General features: G+C 53.8%; 14 protein-coding genes. 8 read left to right on the top strand and 6 right to left on the bottom strand.

Annotated features, from left to right (window positions below; genetic code table 11):
• Positions 1–102: 102 nt before the first annotated feature.
• Positions 103–789 (bottom strand): hypothetical protein, encoded by a 687-nt coding sequence (locus DHN12_RS18140; RefSeq protein ID WP_145974965.1) that lies wholly within the window; start codon positions 787–789, stop codon positions 103–105.
• 92 nt (positions 790–881) lie between these two features.
• On the bottom strand, positions 882–2,042 hold the full coding sequence (locus DHN12_RS18135) for an IS30 family transposase (RefSeq protein ID WP_108861457.1): 1,161 nt from the start codon (positions 2,040–2,042) through the stop codon (positions 882–884).
• A gap of 327 nt (positions 2,043–2,369) precedes the next feature.
• Here DHN12_RS18135 and gltS point away from each other — a divergent pair, with 327 nt between their 5' ends.
• From gltS to DHN12_RS18110, 5 genes are all read left to right on the top strand, one after another.
• Positions 2,370–3,602 (top strand): sodium/glutamate symporter, encoded by a 1,233-nt coding sequence (gltS, locus tag DHN12_RS18130; RefSeq protein WP_058272842.1) that lies wholly within the window; start codon positions 2,370–2,372, stop codon positions 3,600–3,602.
• 406 nt (positions 3,603–4,008) lie between these two features.
• Positions 4,009–4,422: a cytochrome c gene (locus DHN12_RS18125; RefSeq protein WP_058272843.1), complete on the top strand. Its 414-nt coding sequence runs from the start codon at positions 4,009–4,011 to the stop codon at positions 4,420–4,422.
• A gap of 422 nt (positions 4,423–4,844) precedes the next feature.
• Positions 4,845–5,561, top strand: coding sequence for an ABC transporter ATP-binding protein (locus DHN12_RS18120; RefSeq protein WP_108861456.1), 717 nt, complete (start codon positions 4,845–4,847; stop codon positions 5,559–5,561).
• Positions 5,558–7,921, top strand: a complete 2,364-nt coding sequence (locus DHN12_RS18115) for an ABC transporter permease (protein WP_234416686.1) — start codon at positions 5,558–5,560, stop codon at positions 7,919–7,921. The genes DHN12_RS18120 and DHN12_RS18115 overlap by 4 nt, the downstream gene beginning before the upstream one ends.
• A 5-nt stretch (positions 7,922–7,926) precedes the next feature.
• Complete coding sequence (locus DHN12_RS18110) at positions 7,927–9,147, top strand: efflux RND transporter periplasmic adaptor subunit (RefSeq protein ID WP_108861454.1); 1,221 nt, start codon at positions 7,927–7,929, stop codon at positions 9,145–9,147.
• Between the two features lie 359 nt (positions 9,148–9,506).
• Here DHN12_RS18110 and trpS read toward each other — a convergent pair whose 3' ends face one another.
• Both trpS and DHN12_RS18100 read right to left on the bottom strand, forming a co-directional pair.
• Positions 9,507–10,508, bottom strand: coding sequence for a tryptophan--tRNA ligase (trpS, locus tag DHN12_RS18105; protein ID WP_108861453.1), 1,002 nt, complete (start codon positions 10,506–10,508; stop codon positions 9,507–9,509).
• Positions 10,509–11,061: 553 nt separating this feature from the next.
• Positions 11,062–12,060: an AraC family transcriptional regulator gene (locus DHN12_RS18100; RefSeq protein WP_234416685.1), complete on the bottom strand. Its 999-nt coding sequence runs from the start codon at positions 12,058–12,060 to the stop codon at positions 11,062–11,064.
• Between the two features lie 233 nt (positions 12,061–12,293).
• On the opposite strand from DHN12_RS18100, the gene DHN12_RS18095 reads away from it, so the two are divergent.
• Entirely contained in the window at positions 12,294–13,715 is a 1,422-nt protein-coding gene (locus DHN12_RS18095; RefSeq protein WP_108861451.1) for an amidohydrolase family protein, read from the top strand.
• Positions 13,716–14,018: 303 nt separating this feature from the next.
• Positions 14,019–15,188: an amidohydrolase family protein gene (locus DHN12_RS18090; RefSeq protein ID WP_108861450.1), complete on the top strand. Its 1,170-nt coding sequence runs from the start codon at positions 14,019–14,021 to the stop codon at positions 15,186–15,188.
• A gap of 325 nt (positions 15,189–15,513) precedes the next feature.
• Here DHN12_RS18090 and DHN12_RS18085 read toward each other — a convergent pair whose 3' ends face one another.
• A complete protein-coding gene (locus DHN12_RS18085) occupies positions 15,514–15,939 on the bottom strand; it encodes a lipocalin-like domain-containing protein (protein WP_108861449.1) in 426 nt (141 codons plus the stop codon).
• Between the two features lie 328 nt (positions 15,940–16,267).
• Between DHN12_RS18085 and DHN12_RS18080 the strand changes: the two genes are divergently transcribed.
• On the top strand, positions 16,268–17,500 hold the full coding sequence (locus DHN12_RS18080; protein WP_108861448.1) for a dienelactone hydrolase family protein: 1,233 nt from the start codon (positions 16,268–16,270) through the stop codon (positions 17,498–17,500).
• 189 nt (positions 17,501–17,689) lie between these two features.
• Here the strand turns inward: DHN12_RS18080 and DHN12_RS18075 are convergent, their stop codons facing one another.
• Positions 17,690–18,265: a TetR/AcrR family transcriptional regulator gene (locus DHN12_RS18075; protein ID WP_108861447.1), complete on the bottom strand. Its 576-nt coding sequence runs from the start codon at positions 18,263–18,265 to the stop codon at positions 17,690–17,692.
• Positions 18,266–18,360: the final 95 nt, after the last annotated feature.

Raw genomic sequence — 18,360 nt, 5'->3', positions numbered from 1 at the left:
CGCGGCAAACTGAGACTGGTTCGAATTCGTCTGACAGCACCGTTCCAATGGTGGCGGTAAAAGAAACATAAGGTAGGCCTGATGAAGCTGCGCCGCGGACGCCTATTCTTCAACAATTCCCACCGCGAGACCTTCCGTGAAGCTCAGAGCTACTCTGTCTCCCGGGCTAAGCTGTTCAACAAACTCACGACCAACATCCGTTTCAACCTCGATCATTTGTTCAGTGCCGCTGCTGTCTGTCACAGTGGCGATTGAGTTCGCGGCGTCGAATGAAACAAAAGTCAGAATTAACGTGACCATCGTTCCGGCAGCTACGCCCGGTGTTGATCCCTCTGCAGCCTGGCCTTCCAATTCAACCATACTGTCAACCTCGCCGGGGAACGCCATGGTTGCGGCTACCCCCAGTGTGTATACCGCTTTGACTGTGTCGCCTGTTTCAATTTGGTCGAAGTTTACGACTTCCGGTCCTGCAACAATGGTCTCTTCTTCGCCCGTCTCTGAGTTTTGCAGCACGATAAGCCGAGTGTCCGGATCAACCGACTTAACTGTCGCGTCGGCTTCGATGGTCACGCTGCGCTCAGCTGTTTGAGCAAAACTGAGCGCGGGCAAAATCAAGAAAAATGCGGGCACAAGAAGTTTGGTTAGCATGTCTTCTCCCAATGAAATTGATGATGGAAGTCTGCAAAGTATCACACAGTTTCGCAGGATAGCCAAAACGTTGCCACACCGCTTCGCAGTTTCAAAGATGTTTGTCAGCCAGTATAGCCAAAGACCGAAGTTATCGAGCATCAGATTTCCGGCAGATAGTGCGCATGCAATCTAGAGTAATTGGGCGGACAACGCTTAGTCGCATTTAGTAACGTCTGTTTCGTCCGGCGGTTTCAACGGATCGACGCAACACATGCATTGAAACGCTCGGCAGGTGTTTCGTAGTTGAGCGTCTTTCGAGGTCGTTCATTGAGCTGTCTTGCGACGGCGCTCAGCTTTGCTTGACTATGTATCGACAAATCTGTGCCTTTTGGAAAGTACTGTCGCAGCAGGCGGTTGGTATTTTCGTTTGTACCGCGTTGCCACGGCGAATGTGGTTCACATAAAAAGACATCGATGTTCGTCGCCAAGGTGAAGGTCTTGTGCCCGGCCATCTCGGTTCCGCGATCCCAGGTCAGGGAGCGATAAAGCTCTTCGGGCAACTTGCGTGACTGTTTGATCAACGCCTGAATGACACTGTGACTGTCTTTGTTGCTCACCTTAGCCAGCATGACAAAACGCGAATGTCGCTCGACCAGTGTCGCGATGAAGCTGTTGGCGGAGCCTGCAATCAAGTCTCCCTCCCAGTGGCCTGGTACGGCTCGATCTTCGGCTTCTGCCGGTCTTTCTCGGATCGATATCGCATCGTTGAACCGACCCAACCCGCTGCGCTTCAAGGTGGCGTGGCGAGACCGGCGTATGGATCGCGTTGCGCGCAGATGTGCCAGCAATTCCTTCTTAAGTACGCCACGTGTCTGGATAAACAGGCTTCGATAGATTGTCTCATGCGAGACGCGCTTGCCTTCATCTTCGGGATGTTCGCGCATCAGCCAGCCTGCGATTTGTTGCGGGGACCATTTGCGGATCAACTTGGCCGATATTGCGCGACAGAGATAGACATTCCCGGCCAACTTACACGGCTTTGGGCGCAGGGCACGGTTCCAAGCTGCTGCATCTGATGGCGCAGCACGATAGTCCTCGGTGCCACCATTGCGCCTGACCTCTCGACTGATTGTGGATACCGGTCGCTTTAATGTTTGGGCAATTGAACGAAGCGAGGCCCGCGCTCGTAAGCCTCTGGAAATCTCCTCTCGCTCGGAAAGTGTCAGCGCAAGGCGGGATCTGACACGGCCCGGCGGGCGAATGCCGCCAGTGCGAGCCAACAGCGGATAAATCGAAGACGACTCGCGATCAAACAGCCGTCCAATCGAACTCATCGACTCCCCGCGTTGCCATCGATCCCAAATATCTGACTTCTGTTTGTCCGTGAAGAATATGCGGCGACGATACTTCATGATGCTCACTCCATCTTTCCAAAAAGATTAAAGTGTTGCGTCGACCCGTTGAAACCGCCCCGCAGAGCGGTCTTTCCGACCGTCGCAGTTCATTGGTTGTTGTAATCGCTTGATTCACGTCAAATCGGGTTTCTGACGGTTGTGTATATTGGCAGGTATGTACTTGGGGAGGATTTCGTCGTTGGGGACCTTTCCAGGGCTTTCCCATCCCCTCAGCGGACCTCGCGGCGCTGGTATCGTGTATAGTCGCGGAATGGCCAGAAATGGCGATAGATCTAGGTAGCCGGGTGTCTGGCGACTGTGCGGAAAAATGCCAAAGGAGCGAACATGGAGCCAAACGCATTGCTTGAGCCTATCGTAGTACAGAGCTTTGGTGCCTTCACGCTCGGGATCGTCGTCTACTTCCTCGGCGCCAGGATGACACGCCGGTACCCACTCCTGCAGCGTTACAGCATTCCAGAACCGGTAAGTGGGGGGTTAGTGGCAGCGCTCATCGCGCTTGGAGTCGTTTTGGTTACTGGGCGCGAGATCCAATACGATCTCTCTGCCCGAGACTTTCTGCTCGTCTACTTCTTTACCACGGTCGGGCTGAACGCCCGAGTCTCGGATCTTGTGAAAGGAGGACCCATTCTGGCGATTTTACTTGGGCTGACTATCGCCTTCATGCTCATTCAAAACTTGGTGGGCTTTATCGGGGCTAGCATATTCGGGCTTGCTCCCCAAGCTAGCGTTCTGCTTGGTACGGCGTCGCTCATCGGCGGCCATGGAACGGCAATTGCCTGGGGGCCCACAATTCAAAGTGACTTCGGAGTCCAAGGCGCAGCCGAGCTTGGAATTGCAGCTGCGACCATCGGCCTGATCCTGGCGAGCGTAATCGGAGGCCCTATCGCCAAGTACCTGATTCAGAGACATCACCTCGTTCCTGATAGCCCTACACATGGACATGTCCCAACGGCAGCGACAGGTAAGGCGGGCGACGACGACACCGGGATTACCCAAACCTCGATCATGTCGAGCATCTTGTGGATTCACGTGGCCATCGCGATCGGATTTTCGGCCTTTGAGGCGCTCGAGGCCGCAGGAGTAAAACTGCCCCTATTTGTTCCGTGCCTGATCAGCGGGATACTGTTGGCCAACCTTCTCCCTGTGCTATTTCCAAGGCGCAGTCTCAGCCCGCGTAGCAGTGCAACCAACCTGATCTCGGAGTTCAGCCTGTCGGTCTTTCTCGCAATGTCGCTGATGTCTATGGAACTATGGACCTTGGCTTCGAGCGCGAGCGTATTGGCCGTAACAATGACTCTTCAGGCACTGGCCGCAACCTTGTTCATCATCCTTATTGTGTTCCGCCTAATGGGAAGCAACTATTTTGCTGCGGTTCTTTCGGCGGGGTTCGCGGGCTTCTCGCTCGGTGCCACGCCCACCGCGATCGCCAACATGACCGCCGTCACCCAGCGTTACGGCCCATCACCAGTTGCCTTCATAGTACTTCCACTTGTCTCTGCTTTCTTCGTCGACCTAGCCAACGCGGTGATCATCAAGTGGGTGGTCTCTGTCTTCTAGTGTTGCACACACCAGAAGCAGCTGGACAATACGGGTTGCCATTTGTGCGGGGCTCGTAAGGCCGTTGCAATCAGAAACTCACCCTCACTGTTCGGTCGGCAGCTTTGGTCTACCAACCGGACAAGCTTGAAGACCAAAACCAGTGGCTGCCTTTGCCCGCAACCCAGACCTTCGCCGCCGTTTTCTGACAGTCTGTTTCCGCTTGTCGCCGTCTCTCAAGGGATGCAGAGCAGGAACCTGACCCAGAACCGTTTTAACTCGCGAAGTATCCCCACTTGCGCTCGCATGGATGCGAATGGCTTCGATCTGTCATTGCTTGATCCATGATAGGTCCCTTGACCGAGATCAAAGTTTCCGTTTTCCTTAAGCGTTAACGCTAGCGCACAGTTTCAGAAAGATCGCCCTTATGAAGTATTGGCTGCTTTTGGTTCCGTTTGTTTTGATGGGAACCACCTTAGAAACCACAAGTGCCGGCAAAACACTCTACATGCAGCACTGCGTGTCTTGTCATGGTGTTGATGGGAAGGGCGATGGGCCTGCAGCAGTGCGTTTGAGCACAAAGCCGGCGGATTTGACTAAGATTGCAGCCCGACGCGACGGTATGTGGCCCGCCCTTGAGGTTATGGAGATACTGAGCGGGTATTCCCGCAATACCCTACCGCGGGAGGATATGCCCGTTATTGTAGACATTTTGGACCATGAAATGAGTGAGTTCGATCCGGGAAATAGCGAGCCGTTCCTTATGCCGACCAAGCTGATCGAGATCGCAAACTACCTTGAGGCACTGCAGGATCCAGCGTCAGGGTCTAACCTTCCCTGAAAAAGGTAGGAGCAGACGGACAGAAAATCGATTTGGCCTAAGCCATCTTTGTTTTTCATGCTTTAGCTCAGTTGAATTAGTTGAGCTAAAGCAGCTCACACAACAATACGGAAAGCGGCGGTTTTGTCCGCACAGCAGACATTCGCCCAAACTCTACGAGCGACCGCTTCGAGCCCAAAGCGGACTCTCAACGGGTCTCCCAAAGCTACCGTTCGTTTCTGTACTTGTGGTGTCGATAGCGTCCTCGACTAATCGAGAAAGGTAAGGTTTATCGACGGGCACTAGTTAGCGCAATTCCGAAGCAAAATCGGTGTAAGGCGCGGCCTTAATCGTTCGAATGGCAAAGATAACAAAGACCACGGGCAAGTTGCTGCATTTGCGAACGTGTTGACCCGTCGTCACTGCTATTACAGGGTGTTGTTATGAAACACCCGCCCGGCTATACCTTCCGTACGGAAGCATTATCCAAGGTTTACGGAGAAGGGGAAGCCGCCGTTCACGCTCTGCGAGGCGTCGACCTTGAAATCCCGAAAGGTGAGATGGTCGTCTTGCTCGGTGCATCCGGCAGCGGGAAGTCCACTCTGCTCAATATACTCGGAGGCCTCGATCACGCATCGGGCGGGCACGCGTGGTTTGAAGGGATAGAGTTGACGAACCTTTCGGACCGCGAGTTGACGTTATACCGGCGTCAGCACGTAGGGTTTGTATTTCAGTTCTACAATCTCATGCCCAGCCTTACAGCCGAAGAGAATGTGGAATTGGTAACCGAAATTGCACAAAACCCGATGCGACCTGCGGATGCACTGGGCCTTGTCGGGCTGGACGCAAGGAAGGATCACTTTCCAGCGCAGCTTTCAGGGGGTGAGCAGCAACGCGTTGCCATCGCCCGTGCCATTGCGAAAACACCCACTGTTTTATTCTGCGACGAGCCGACCGGAGCGCTCGACAGCCAGACAGGTCGGGCCGTGCTTCGCGTGCTGAAAGACGTCAATGAACGACTGAATACTACTGTTCTCATTGTAACACATGCGGCTGCAACAGCAGATATGGCAGACCGGGTAATAAAGTTTGCAGACGGCATGATCCGAGATGTTCAGGTTAATTCCGAAAAGCTCACACCTGAAGAGATCAACTGGTGAGTCCGCTTGACAAGAAAATGGTTCGGACTTTAAGCCGCTTGAAAGGGCAAGCCGTCGCGATAGCCAGTGTTATCGCATTGGGTGTAATGACCCTCGTGATGATGACCGGTTTGGTTGGTACGCTTTCCGAGACACGCAGCACGTATTACGAACGCTACCGCCTTGCGGATGTCTTTGCTCCAGCCGCGCGCGCGCCGCAAACGGTGCTGCAGCATTTGGCTAATCTGCCCGGTGTTGCGGCGGTTGAAGGTCGGGTGATTGGCGGGGCTCTGATTACGTTGGCAGAGGCTGGCAGACCCGTGCGCGCCACGGCACTTTCAATACCGCGGGATGCTCGTCCGCTCCTCAACAGCTACATGCTTACAAGCGGTCGCGCGCCCCGTGTCGGGCGCAATGACGAAGTCTTGCTGTTGCAGAGCTTTGCCGAGGCCGTTGGTCTGGCACCTGGTGATAGTCTGTCTGCGACGATGAACGGCGCTCGTAGAACCCTTGTTGTGGTCGGATTGGCGCAAAGCCCGGAGTTCATCTACATCGCCGCTCCGGGAGAAATTGTGCCGGACGACACACGCTTTGCCGTTTTGTGGATGTTGGAGGATGCCATGGCAGCAGCCTTCGACATGAAGGGGGCTTTCAACGAGGCACTGCTCTTGCTCTCAAGAAATGCCAATACGCAGGAGGTGATCGCCGGGGCAAACCGCCTACTCGATAAATATGGAGGTTTGGGCGCTTACGGATTGGAAGATCAAGCGTCCAACAGGTTCGTGACAGAAGAAATCGCTGGTCTTCGCGCAACAGTTGGGGTGGTGCCGCCGATCTTTCTGGCTATTGCGGCGTTCCTGCTCAATATCGTGATTGCCCGAATGATCCAATCCGAACGAGAACAAATAGGAATACTAAAAGCCTTCGGGTACACCAGCCTTGAAATAGGCGTTCACTATTTCAAGCTCGTCTTGGTGATCGCTCTGTGTGGTGCCGTTTTCGGCGGGGCGCTTGGGATTCTGTCGGGGCGCCTCTTATCGGGTGCTTACCAGACGTACTACAAGTTTCCGTTCCTCGTGTTCCAGATCAGTGCGGGTGCCTTTGCTATTGGAGTGACAGTTAGTGTCTTGGCGGCATCCGCAGGCGCAATTCTCGTTCTTAGATCGGTATTCAGTCTGACACCCGCCATCGCTATGCGACCTCCCGCGCCTGTGGATTATAGCAGGACTGGGGCCTTCGGTTCGCGCATGAAAAGACTATTGGACCAGCCAACCCGAATGGTGATACGTCGCATTGTGAGGCAACCCGGCCGTATCCTAGGCGCGATCGTCGGGATTGCCTGTGGGATGGCACTGTCTGTTGGTATGGTTAGCATTCTGGCTGGCTTCGACAAGACCATTGACATGACGTTTTCCGTTATTGACCGCAGTGATGCCATGGTCAGCTTTACACATCCGCTGTCCGATACGGTTCAGTATGAGCTTGCATCGCTTGGCGGCGTTCATGCGGTTGAGCCCGTTCGCGTGGTGCCTGTGGAGTTTCGGCATGGATTGCGCCAGTATCGTGGTGCCGTAAACGGGCTGCAAGAAGGCGCGCGACTGAACCGCGCTTTGAAGTCAGACTTGGAACCGGTAGAACTTCATACGAATGGTATTGTGCTTTCAACTGCTTTGGCAAAAGTCCTGAATGCGGAAATCGGTGATACCATCGAAATTGACGTGCTGGAGGGGCGGCGCCCGAACTTGACTGTACAAGTTACCGGTGTGGCGGAAACTTTGCTTGGATCTCCTGCGTATATGTCCCTCGAAGGGCTTAACCGCATACTCAAAGAACCGGGGCGTGTCTCGGCAGTCTATTTGTCGGCGGAATCCGATCGGCTTGAGGCCTTGCAGCTTTACTTTGCAGAACTGCCGCGGGTGGCCGGGATCTCGGTCAAGCGTGATGCGGAGCAGGCGATGCAAAAGATCATGAACGAAGGTGCAGGGTCCACCCGTTATGTAATGGCCCTCATCGCGGCTGTAATCACCTTTGGGATCATCTATAATACTGCGCGCATTTCATTTGCTGAAAGCATGCGTGATCTGGCAAGCTTGCGCGTCATCGGGTTTACGAAGGGCGAAGCATCTTATGTGCTTTTGGGGGAGTTGGCGGCTGTCGTACTCGTTGCTTTGCCTCTCGGAGCACTCATGGGCTACTTTTTGTCGTTTGCTATATCGGCGGGTTTCAGCACCGACATTTACCAGGTCCCAAGCGTGTTTAATCCCAGCGGGTATGGCACTGCGGCGCTGGTGGTTCTGGCTGCTTCAATAGTTTCTGGGTGGATTGTAAAGCGAGATGTGGACCGGGTTGACTTGGTTGAAGCGTTGAAAATTAAGGAGTAGTGCCCATGGCGCAAAAAAAATCACGGTGGGTGCTTTCGATTGTCACCATTGTGATACTTGCGATCGTGTTGCTGGTAGCGTTCTGGCCTCGAGCAGTGGCCGTGGATTTGGCTCAGGTCAAAGTTGGGGACCTTATCGTCACAGTCGATGAGGAGGGACGCACGCGTGTGCACGATTCATATGTTGTGGCGACACCGGTTGCCGGACGACTGCTCCGCGTCGGTGTTGAACCGGGTGATCCAGTTGTTTCTGATCAAACGGTCATCGCACGCATGTTGCCCACCAATCCTTCCATGCTGGATGTACGTACACGCGAGCAGGCCCGCGCAGCAGTTACAGCTGCCGAAGCTGCGCTACGCGTGGCCCGCGCCGATCTGAACAAGGCGGTCGCAGATATGGCGCTGGCAAAAGAAGATCTGGAACGCGCGGAATCGCTGACGGAAAACGACCGCATCAGTAAGGCGGCGTTGGCCCGCGTTGAGCGCGAAGCCCGTGTTGCACAGGCCGTCGTCGATAGCGCCGAGGCTGCCATATCGGTTCGAACAGCGGAACTGACGAATGCACGTGCGCAGCTAATCAGATTTGATGACCCTGGAATTGCATCGGCAGTCGCAGCACAGTCGGATGAAGTGATCCCGTTACTGGCGCCTGCGACCGGGCGGGTTTTGCAAGTGATACAGCAAAACGAGATTACGCTGCCTGCCGGGGCCCCCATCCTAGAGATTGGCGACATCGACGGTGACCTTGAAGTCGTTGCCGAACTTCTCTCATCCGATGCCGTTCAGGTGTCCGTAGGTGATCGCGTCATTATTGACGAATGGGGTGGGGGGAAGCCGATTTTCGGAACGGTAGAGCGCATAGATCCTCTCGGATTTACAAAGTTCTCGGCCTTGGGAGTCGAAGAACAGCGTGTGAACGTTGTGATTTCGATGGAAACTCCAGAAGTATCCACTGGCCGACTGGGCCACGGCTACCGAGTAGAAGTACGGATCGTCATTCAGGAAGATCGGGAAGCGTTGATTATTCCCGCCAGTGCCATGTTCAGAACACAGCAGGACTGGTTTGTGTTTCTGGTCGAGGACGGAAAAATTTCTGAACAACCGATCGAAGTGGCCGCGACCAATGGCGTTCAAGCCAGCGTCGCTAGTGGTTTGGATGCAGATGACGTCATCGTGCTCTATCCATCGGCAGGATTGGTTGCAGGGACGCGGGTCACAAAACGGTAGATACGTCGCTGACCCAAAACTCTCAGTTCGGTTGACCACGAAGTTTAAGTCACCAATTTCGGGTACGCAGGTTGGTGAGTTTAGTTTAGAAATTAAAACTTTGCTTAGAAGAAATCTAACTTCGAGGATTTTTAGTGAGCGGAAATTGAAGCCGATTGCCTTTATTCAGAGAAGGATCTTGAGGCGTTGAGTGCTTTTTAGGCGACACGCAGAACCGGAGATCTGGGGTTTGCTGCCGAACGGATGGTTTGTCCGCAGAGCAGTCGTTCACGCCGAGTGCCTTGAATGACCACTTAGAGCCCTTTGTAACCGATGCTGCATGATATACGAACGGCAGCTCTTTCGCCAAAACCTGCAAGTCAAAGCCTGAACAACCCAAGGTGCTCGACAACTTCGCACTTCGTAGTATTTGTTCGGTCTCGTGCAATCTCCGTACCTTTTCTGATTACATCTAGGACATAGGCGGGGTCTTTCGACAATTGCGCTCTTCGCGTCCGAATGGGCGCAAGCAGCTCTTGAAGAATGCCGTCCAATCGTTTTTTGACCAATCCGTCGCCAAGTCCGCCTCGTTGGTACTGTGCCTTCAGTTCCTCAACAGCGATCTTGCCTTCATCAAATGCGTCCAGATAGGCGAAGACAACATTACCTTCTACCTGTCCGGGGTCTTCGACACGCAAATGGTTCGGATCCGTAAACATCGCTTTGACAGCGGCACTGATATCATCTGGCGATGCTGAGAGTGGAATTGCGTTGCCACCTGATTTCGACATCTTCGCTTTGCCGTCAATACCGGGAAGCCGTCCGGCCTTGGGAATAACAGCGATGGCCTCGGGAAGTACCTTCTGCTTAGCGGTAGAATTGATCCGGCGTACAATCTCGTTGGTCTGTTCTATCAGCGGCGCTTGGTCGTCACCTACCGGGACAACGGTTGCTTTGAATGCAGTGATATCAGCGGCTTGTGCCGCCGGATAACATAAGAAGCCCGCAGGTATTGCACGGCCAAATCCACGCGCCCGGATTTCATCTTTAATCGTTGGATTGCGTTCTAAGCGGGAAACGGTGACAAAGTTGAGGTACAGCATAGACAGTTCCGCAAGCGCTGGTAGATGCGATTGCAGGCAGATCGTCGTGCGTGTCGGGTCGATGCCGACAGCAAGGTAATCAAGAGCAACTTCCATCACGTTGCGTTTTACTTTTTCAGGATCATCAGCGTTATCGGTTAGTGCCTGAGTGTCCGCCAGAAGCAAGAATTGCTCATGACTGTCCTGGTATGCCAAACGGTTTGCAAGTGAACCTGCGTAGTGGCCGATATGGAGCGGCCCTGTCGTGCGGTCTCCGGTAAGAATGATTGGTTTAGTCATGAGCGTGTCCTCGATGAGAAGAGGTGCCGCAGGACGCATGGAAACAAAAAAGGCCGCCCAAACGGCGACCTCGGAATAAAATACTGTCCAGTCGCCTTATAAGGAGACCAGCCACCAAAAATTTGAGATCATTTTTTTGCTTTCCATAGACCTGCGTTTAATTCTGTAACTAAGGTCGGTCAACCCGGCATTTCTTATCTATAGTTCGATGCGTCTAAAGCCGACACTCGCGCAATCGCAGCAAAAGCTCACTTTGTCCGCGTAGCAGTCATTGATGCACTGCGCAGCGAATGACTGCTCCGAGCCCTTGTTGACCAATGCTGCAAGAGACCTCGACGGCAGCGGCCCCCCACCTACCGGACCTTCGCTGCGAGCGCTAAATCGACTGGCTCTCGAACTCACCATTGCGCAAGAAGGGCGGTTTCCAGTCATTCGAAAGGATTGAAACGGATGGCGGTTTTCAATTTGGAGAACAACTTAGAGCAGTCCCAAGATCAATTCTTTTCTGCTCTACAAAAGAATGCGGTCAGCACGATCTTGATGATCACAGTCATTATAGTTGTTCCGTTGTCTTGACCGATTGCCTGTAAGCACGGGGAGATAGCCCGGTACGTTTGCGAAACGCCCTGCTAAATGCGGTCGTGTCAGAATAGCCAAGGTTAAGCGCAATGTTCTGGATAGAGGCGCTGGAATTGGCCAGAGTGTCCTTGGCAGCCTCCATTCTCAGGACGGTAAGAATCTCGACAATGGTCGTATCAAACTTGGCCAGTCTGCGCGCCAGCGAAGATTTTGAGAACCCGCACAGTTCAGCGGCTGTACTCACGTTCAAATCACCTTCGCTAATGTGTTTCCTTAGTATTGTCTGAATGGCATCCACAAACCCCGTGGGGGGCAACATATCCAGTTGCGGACCGGCCAATTCATCCGTGTCTTCGGGCAATAAGTCCCCATTCAGCGGAATCGCCAACCATGCAGCAGGGAAGCGAATGGAAAAGCCCCGGTCATTGCTCTTGATCGCCCGGATGCCGTGAAACTCATGCGGCAGAACCGCCGGATCGCACATCCTGACCAAAACCGAAGACGGATCCCAGCGGAAATCGAGCGCTTCGTGCAAGAATGTGATCCAAATTCCTATCATAAAGCCATCGCTGTGAGCAGGAGACACGGACGGTGTAAACCTACGTTTGGCACTGAAATAGGCCGTGGCATCTTCGACGAACAGGCTTTGCGAGATGGATGTCGTCTCGCTGGAGACCGCTTGTGTGAAGCTAGAAAAAAACTCACCAATGGTCGTTGCCCCTTTAAGTGGGCCTCCGAACGGTAGGAACTCTGTCAGGTCGATGTTACGGCCAACGGACGCGCAAAAACTCTGGTCGTTACGTAGGTCAGCCGCCGCCGCGAACACGCTGTAAACAACATCGTTTCGAATGTAGAAAGTCGGGTCCTTGATCGGCGCTTGCGAAAGATTAAAAGCCGCCAGAAAGACTTCAGTATCTTCGCCACAGGTCTGTAGCGCATGAACAACCGGCTCCAATACTGTTGCTCGAACCATTGGCACATCGCTACGTTCCTGATTTGCTGCCACTGGAAAGTCCTCACTTGTCGAAGTCCGGACTAGTATAAGCGACTCGACAGAATAGTGGCGTCGATATTTTCTAAAACTTGGCATTTTGACATACTAATCGTGATCAACTGCGGTAAATTGTCAGGTATTTGCTCTGAAGTTCAGGCAACCTGTACGGACATGAAGCCAGTTTCGTTTTCGGCCATCTTTCGGGGAACCTTATGAAAATCTTGTCAAAATACACGACTGGGGTTGCGGCGCTCGCTGCAGCAATAACCCTTTCTGCCAGCATCACGTTCGCTCAGGACACGCCAGCGCAGACGCTGTTCACCAATGTGAATATTTTCGATGGGATGAATGAATCTCTAATGGAGAACGCCAGTGTTCTGGTCGAAGGCAACTTGATCAAGACCGTGTCAGCGGACGCCATTGATGCACCAGATGCCACGGTCATCGACGGTGGCGGCCGCACATTGATGCCGGGACTTATCGAAAGTCACGTGCACCTGAACATGCAACATATGGTTGGTGGATACGACACGTTTGAGCACCGTGACTGGCAGGAAATCGGGGCAATGGCGGCATTCACGGCGCAAAGCATCCTGATGGATGGCTTCACGACCGTACGGGACGTCGGTGCATTGCAGACGGGGATCCGCCGCGCAATTGACAACGGTTTTGCAATTGGGCCCCGGATTTACCACGCTGGCGCTGTGATCAGCCAGACTTCCGGACATGGTGATTGGAGACTGAAAGGTCAAAACACGCTCGAAAGCCGAAACACTGGCAAAGTCGCGCAACTTGGTCTGGCATATGTCGTTGATGGGTACGATGCGTCGCTGAGTGCCGCCCGTCAGAACCTTGCGAACGGGGCAGTGTTGAACAAGATGATGATGAGCGGTGGCGTTTTCTCTTCGAAGGATGGCTTGCATACGATACAAGGCACTGACGAGGAAGTGACAGCCGTCGTCCGTGCTTCGAATGACTGGGGCACCTACGCCACGGCGCATGTGAACAACCCACCCGATATTCAACGCGGTTTGCGCCTCGGCCTGGGAGAGATCATGCATGGGCAGTTTCTCGATGAGGAGACAGCCGCAATGATGGTCGAAGCAGGCGTGTTCTATAATCCGCAGCTCTCCGTTTCTTCTCTCGAAGCAATCGAGCGCACGTTTGGACCTGAGCCGTCAGTTAACAAAGCCAAGTCATTGCTTGTTGCTCAGGGTATGGCACGGATTCCAGATATTCTTTTGAAGTTTCCGAAGCTTTTGGAAAAGACCACCTTTGGCGTGGATACCGTCACGGTTACGCCAGCGAACGCGATCCGCAACCGCGATCACGAGATCTGGTTCTGGGCGGACAAGTTTGGCACTTTGCAGACGCTGAAATCTATGACCTCCATCGGCGGCGATCTCGCCGCTCTCACGGGCGGCCAGAACCCATATCCCGCCGGTTCCCTCGGTGTGATCGTGGAAGGCGCATATGCTGACATCTTGTTGATCGATGGCAACCCCCTGGAAGACATCACGCTGATAGGTGGCAGCAAAGAATTGTTCGATGCACCAGACCGTAAACCCGGAGAGATCCCCGCGATGGATCTGATCATGAAGGACGGCGTGATCTACAAGAATACACTGGACTGAACCAGAAAATGGGCGAGGCTTCGGCCTCACCCGACAGTTTTCCAACTGGGAGCTGCTGAAAATGCTGACGAAGAGAATAACGACAATCACCGCCACCCTTTTGCTTTCAACTGTGTCTGTTTTTGCCCAGGAGGATCAACCTGCCCAGACGCTTTTCACCAATGTGAATGTCTTTGATGGCTGAAAGAAGCGCTCATAGAGAACGCCAATGTTCTAGTCGAAGACAACATCATCACGGCTGTTTCTGCTGAGCCCTTGGCGGCTGCAAACGCTGTCATAGTTGATGGCGGCGGTCGAACTCTAATGCCGGGTCTAATCGACATGCATGTGCATCTGAACATGCAATTTGTCGGCTCAGGTAATGACCGCGCCATTCAGGGTGCGCAACTCATGACTTGGGAAGAGCTGGGTGGATTGGCTTACGCAAGCGCACAAGAATACCTGCCTGCAGGCGTGACCACGGTGCGCGATCTGTGTGGCACTTCGTCCGGTCTACAGAAACACATCGACATCGGGACCCTGACGGGACCACGCATCTATCTGTCCGGGGCTTGCGTCAGTGCCTCGTCCGGTCATGGCGACTGGCGTTGGAACCCAAATGTGTTGAGCGGTGAAAAGTCATATCTGGAAGGACTGGGCCTGACCACGCTAGCCGACGGTGGCGACGCGGTTTTGAAAGCGTCGCGCAACAATTTGGCAGGGGGTGCGGATTTCGTGAAGATGATGTCGGGCGGCGGGGTCACTTCAGAGCGTGATCCGCTGGATTCGATACAAGGCACGCCCGAGGAATTGGCAGCGATGGTCAAGGCAACCGGTGATTTCGGCACATATTCGGCGGTGCACGCTTACACAGACATCTCGGTGCAGAACGCTATCCGCGCTGGGGTGGTGTCGATCGAGCATGGCAACCTGATGTCCGATCCCGAAACCTTTAAGATGGTGGCCGAAGCGGATGCTTGGGTGGTGCCCGCTATGGCGGCATTTGCACCGGACATTTTGGAACATCCGTATTACGGCAATCCTGCTCTCCCCGCTTATGCTAAGACCGCACGGGTCAACAAGAACGGCGAGGCATGGATTAAACTGGCCAATGAATATCGGATCAACATGGCATTTGGTTCCGATTCCCTTGCCGTGACACCTCCCGCGTGGCGACAGACTCGCGACTTCCAGATTACCCAATGGGGTCGATCATTTGGCAACTTACGCACATTGCAGGCTATGACGTCGGATGCGGGCAAACTACTGGCACTTAGTGGCATCATGAACCCCTACCCGGAGGGAAAGATCGGCGTGATAGAGGAAGGTGCCTACGCCGACATTATCTTGGTGGACGGCGATCCGCTGGAAGATCTCAGTGTGATCGGGGCATCCGAGTCGATGTTCGGATCTGCGCCGCGCCCAACATCCTCCGTCGATACGATCCCGTTCGTGATGAAGGACGGCGAGATCTATAAAAACACTCTCAACTAGCATGAGAGTAATTGGGCTTCCGAATCCATATTCGGGAGCCCAAGTTGGATTCAAAGCTGCCGTTAATTGCGAAACGCACTGACAACGGCTTTGGGCCGTTCACGCGAACCCAACTCCGCCGCACCCGCGCAGTGAGTGGACCGATTGGAGGTCCGGAATAGGCAGACTGCGGACGCGTGTCCGTCGTCCTCGAACGGCAGAAACGTCCGCGATCCGGTCACTCATGCACCCCGTCGCGGACGTCGGCTGTGGACAGTGGCTGACATTCATAGAGCTTGCAGCAGTCGTCGTCCCGGTGCTTGCGTATCGAATGGCTTAGGCTGGTCTAAACCCTGGTGAATTCCAGTTGGTAGACGACTTCTTCACCTGTCCTTGGGTCGATGCCGGGGGCGCCGCTGATCACCAGCCGATCCACCCTAAACTTGAACGGACGAGACACGTCTCCGGCCCATTTGGGGTTCCATGAGCCATCTACGTGGTGAATGACGCGATCTTCCTCAAGCGTGCAGGACGCGACGTAGGCGAGCATGTCATCAAACATCTGCGCCTTTTGCTCCTGAGACCAGTCGTCCTTGCAGTGTTCGGGTAGATCGCGGCGAAAGACCGTGGCCATCATCCGACCATCAGCATGATATGCTATATACCCAATTGGATCCGGCCCTAGGGCGTCGGTCGTCTCCCCCGTCTCGACCGAGGTGCGCGTCCAGGCGTCCATCTTCCACGATCCGATCAAAGCACTTTCGTCTGCCATGTCACCTCCTTCGAGCGATTGGTCGTTCTTATCGACAGTACAACTCGCAAAAATCCGCGAAAAGGAGGCGCCCTGCCTCTTTGCTCAAGCCAGGGTTGATGCTGTCCGCGTCCTCCTGGTGAACTAATGCCCCATTCCGAAATGGCTGCTCAGTCCGCAGAGCGTTCACTGATGCTAGCCGCAGAAAATGACTGCCTTGAGCCCAAAGTCCCGAGTTTCTGCAAGATGGCGAATGTCAATTTTAGTGGCTCAAACACTTAATGTGTGCCGACGTTCTGTGCTCTAATGGGAATGCCTTGTATCAGACCGCGAAATTCGGAAACCAGCCATGCGCGTCATCTTTGCAATCGCCACACTTTTCATTCTGACCAGTCAGTCACTGGCACAGGAATCAATCCTCGTGGGTGACGCACCTCTGCCCGACGATGTCGAAATCACCGCCCACGACAATTCGCCCTTCCTCGGGGTTTGGACGGGAAGATGGGACACTTGGAGAAGTCACATTCTCGTCGTTGAAAGCCAAGGCGAAGACGGGTTATTCAGCGTCATCTATTCAGTGGGACGCGGCCAGCATGGCATTCGCAATTGGTTCCGCAGCCAAGCGCGTTTGGACGGCGACACTCTGGTATTCACCGATAGCGACTTCGCTGCGCGATATTCAATTTCAGCTACTGGACGGTTGCGCGGTATCTATCCGACTGAGGATCGTTTTGCCATATTGGAGCGGCAATCTCTCACAGCTGTACTGGCAGCACCGACCAGCGAGTGGTTCGAGCTCGGTACGCGCGAATTCGTTGCAACAGAACTGCAAGAAGACAGTTCGAAAGTTGAGCTTGCGGTCGCAGTCTATACGCCTGCTGGTGATGGGCCGTTCCCGCTGGCTCTCGTTCATCACGGGTCAACGGGCTACGGGACTGATCCACAGGCTTTTAATCGGTTCTTTGCCAACGATTGGCTTGCAGATGTTCTGAACGCCCACGGTTGGATTGCCGCATTCCCTCAGCGTCGTGGTCGGGGTGGGTCTGATGGTTTGTACGATGAGGGCTTTGCTGAGGATCGGTCGCAAGGATATTCGCCGGACACGCAGATATCCTTGGCAGGGGCGGAACGCGCTCTGATCGATGCAAACGCTGCCCTGCGAGCGTTGCAGCAGCAACCCAATGTGAGTCCGGAACCCGTCCTTCTCTCAGGGTTTTCGCGAGGGGGCGTCGTAGCCCTCATGCAAGCAGGAGACGATCCAGAGAATACTGCCGGTGTGATTAACTTCGTTGGGGGTTGGATAGGAGAAGGTTTCGGAGACCCCGAAATCAACCCGACACTTTTTCGGCGGACTGGAAGCTTTGATGGACCGGTGTTGTCAATTTATGGCGAGGACGACGCGTTTTACAGCATTGAGCATTCGCTATCGAACCTTGCGGCAATGGAAGAGATGGGCACTGAGAGTGAAGTTCATGTCGTGTCTGTTTCTGGCCACAATAGAGGCCATTGGTTGATGTTTCAGCCAACTCTCTGGGAAGAAATAGTAGGCAACTACTTAATGCGTATAGAAAGCCGCCGTTGAACCAAGTGCAACGAACGGCAGCAATGTCCGCTTAGCCGACCTTGATGCCGTCTGAACCGGCACGATGTCCAACTGAGACCATCGGATGACCGGTTTGAGCCCGAAGCAGACTTCTGAATGCGTCAGCTTGATTAAGCTGGCCGCGATTGAAATTCGTTTCAATTGCAAGCAACCAATTGAGCCTCGTAATTAGTCCTTAACCAAAAGCTCCAGTCTTAGCTTCCGAATCCTGGAGCGATCTTTTGCAGAAAGCTCGGAGAAAAGTTCACGTTCACTGACTTGATAGGCAACAAATGTCCGAACACGCATCTCCAACTGATCGCCCTCAAAGCCAACATTTCGAAAAAGTCCGCGTATGTGCTCGAGTCTTTTGTTCATTTCTTTTCGCCAGACCCGGCGCACTTTGGGATCTTGTCGAGCCCATTGTCGTATTGCGTTGTCGTACCGGCTGAGGTCGGCACTATCGACAACGTCGGCGACCATCGCGAGTTTTTCCACCGGTGTTGCTTCGGAGAATTGCCTTTCCTCTAGAAAAGGCACCCCGTCAAGCTGCACCCAATGATCCAGCAATGCTTTGTGAAGGTCGGCCCGATCACGAAAATGGTAATAAAAGCCACTTTTGGCCACGCCTAACTTGTCGGCAATACGTTCCACGCGGACTGCCTCAATTCCTCCAGTACGAAGCAGATCCAGGGCAGAATCTAACCAGTCCTGCTTGCTGAAACGCTTTTTCCCCACGGTCTTACCGCCCTTGATCTGAGTCATGTTCAGCAGATATCGAATCCGCTAGATGTAATCAACTGTACGGTTCCGTATAATTATATAGACGGTTGCGTATATTAAGGTGTATATCAAGCTGA

The organism is Ruegeria sp. Alg231-54, from assembly GCF_900143525.1.
GTDB lineage: Bacteria > Pseudomonadota > Alphaproteobacteria > Rhodobacterales > Rhodobacteraceae > Ruegeria.
Note: the sequence above shows the minus strand (reverse complement) of the source record. Positions and strands in the feature narration are given on the sequence as shown.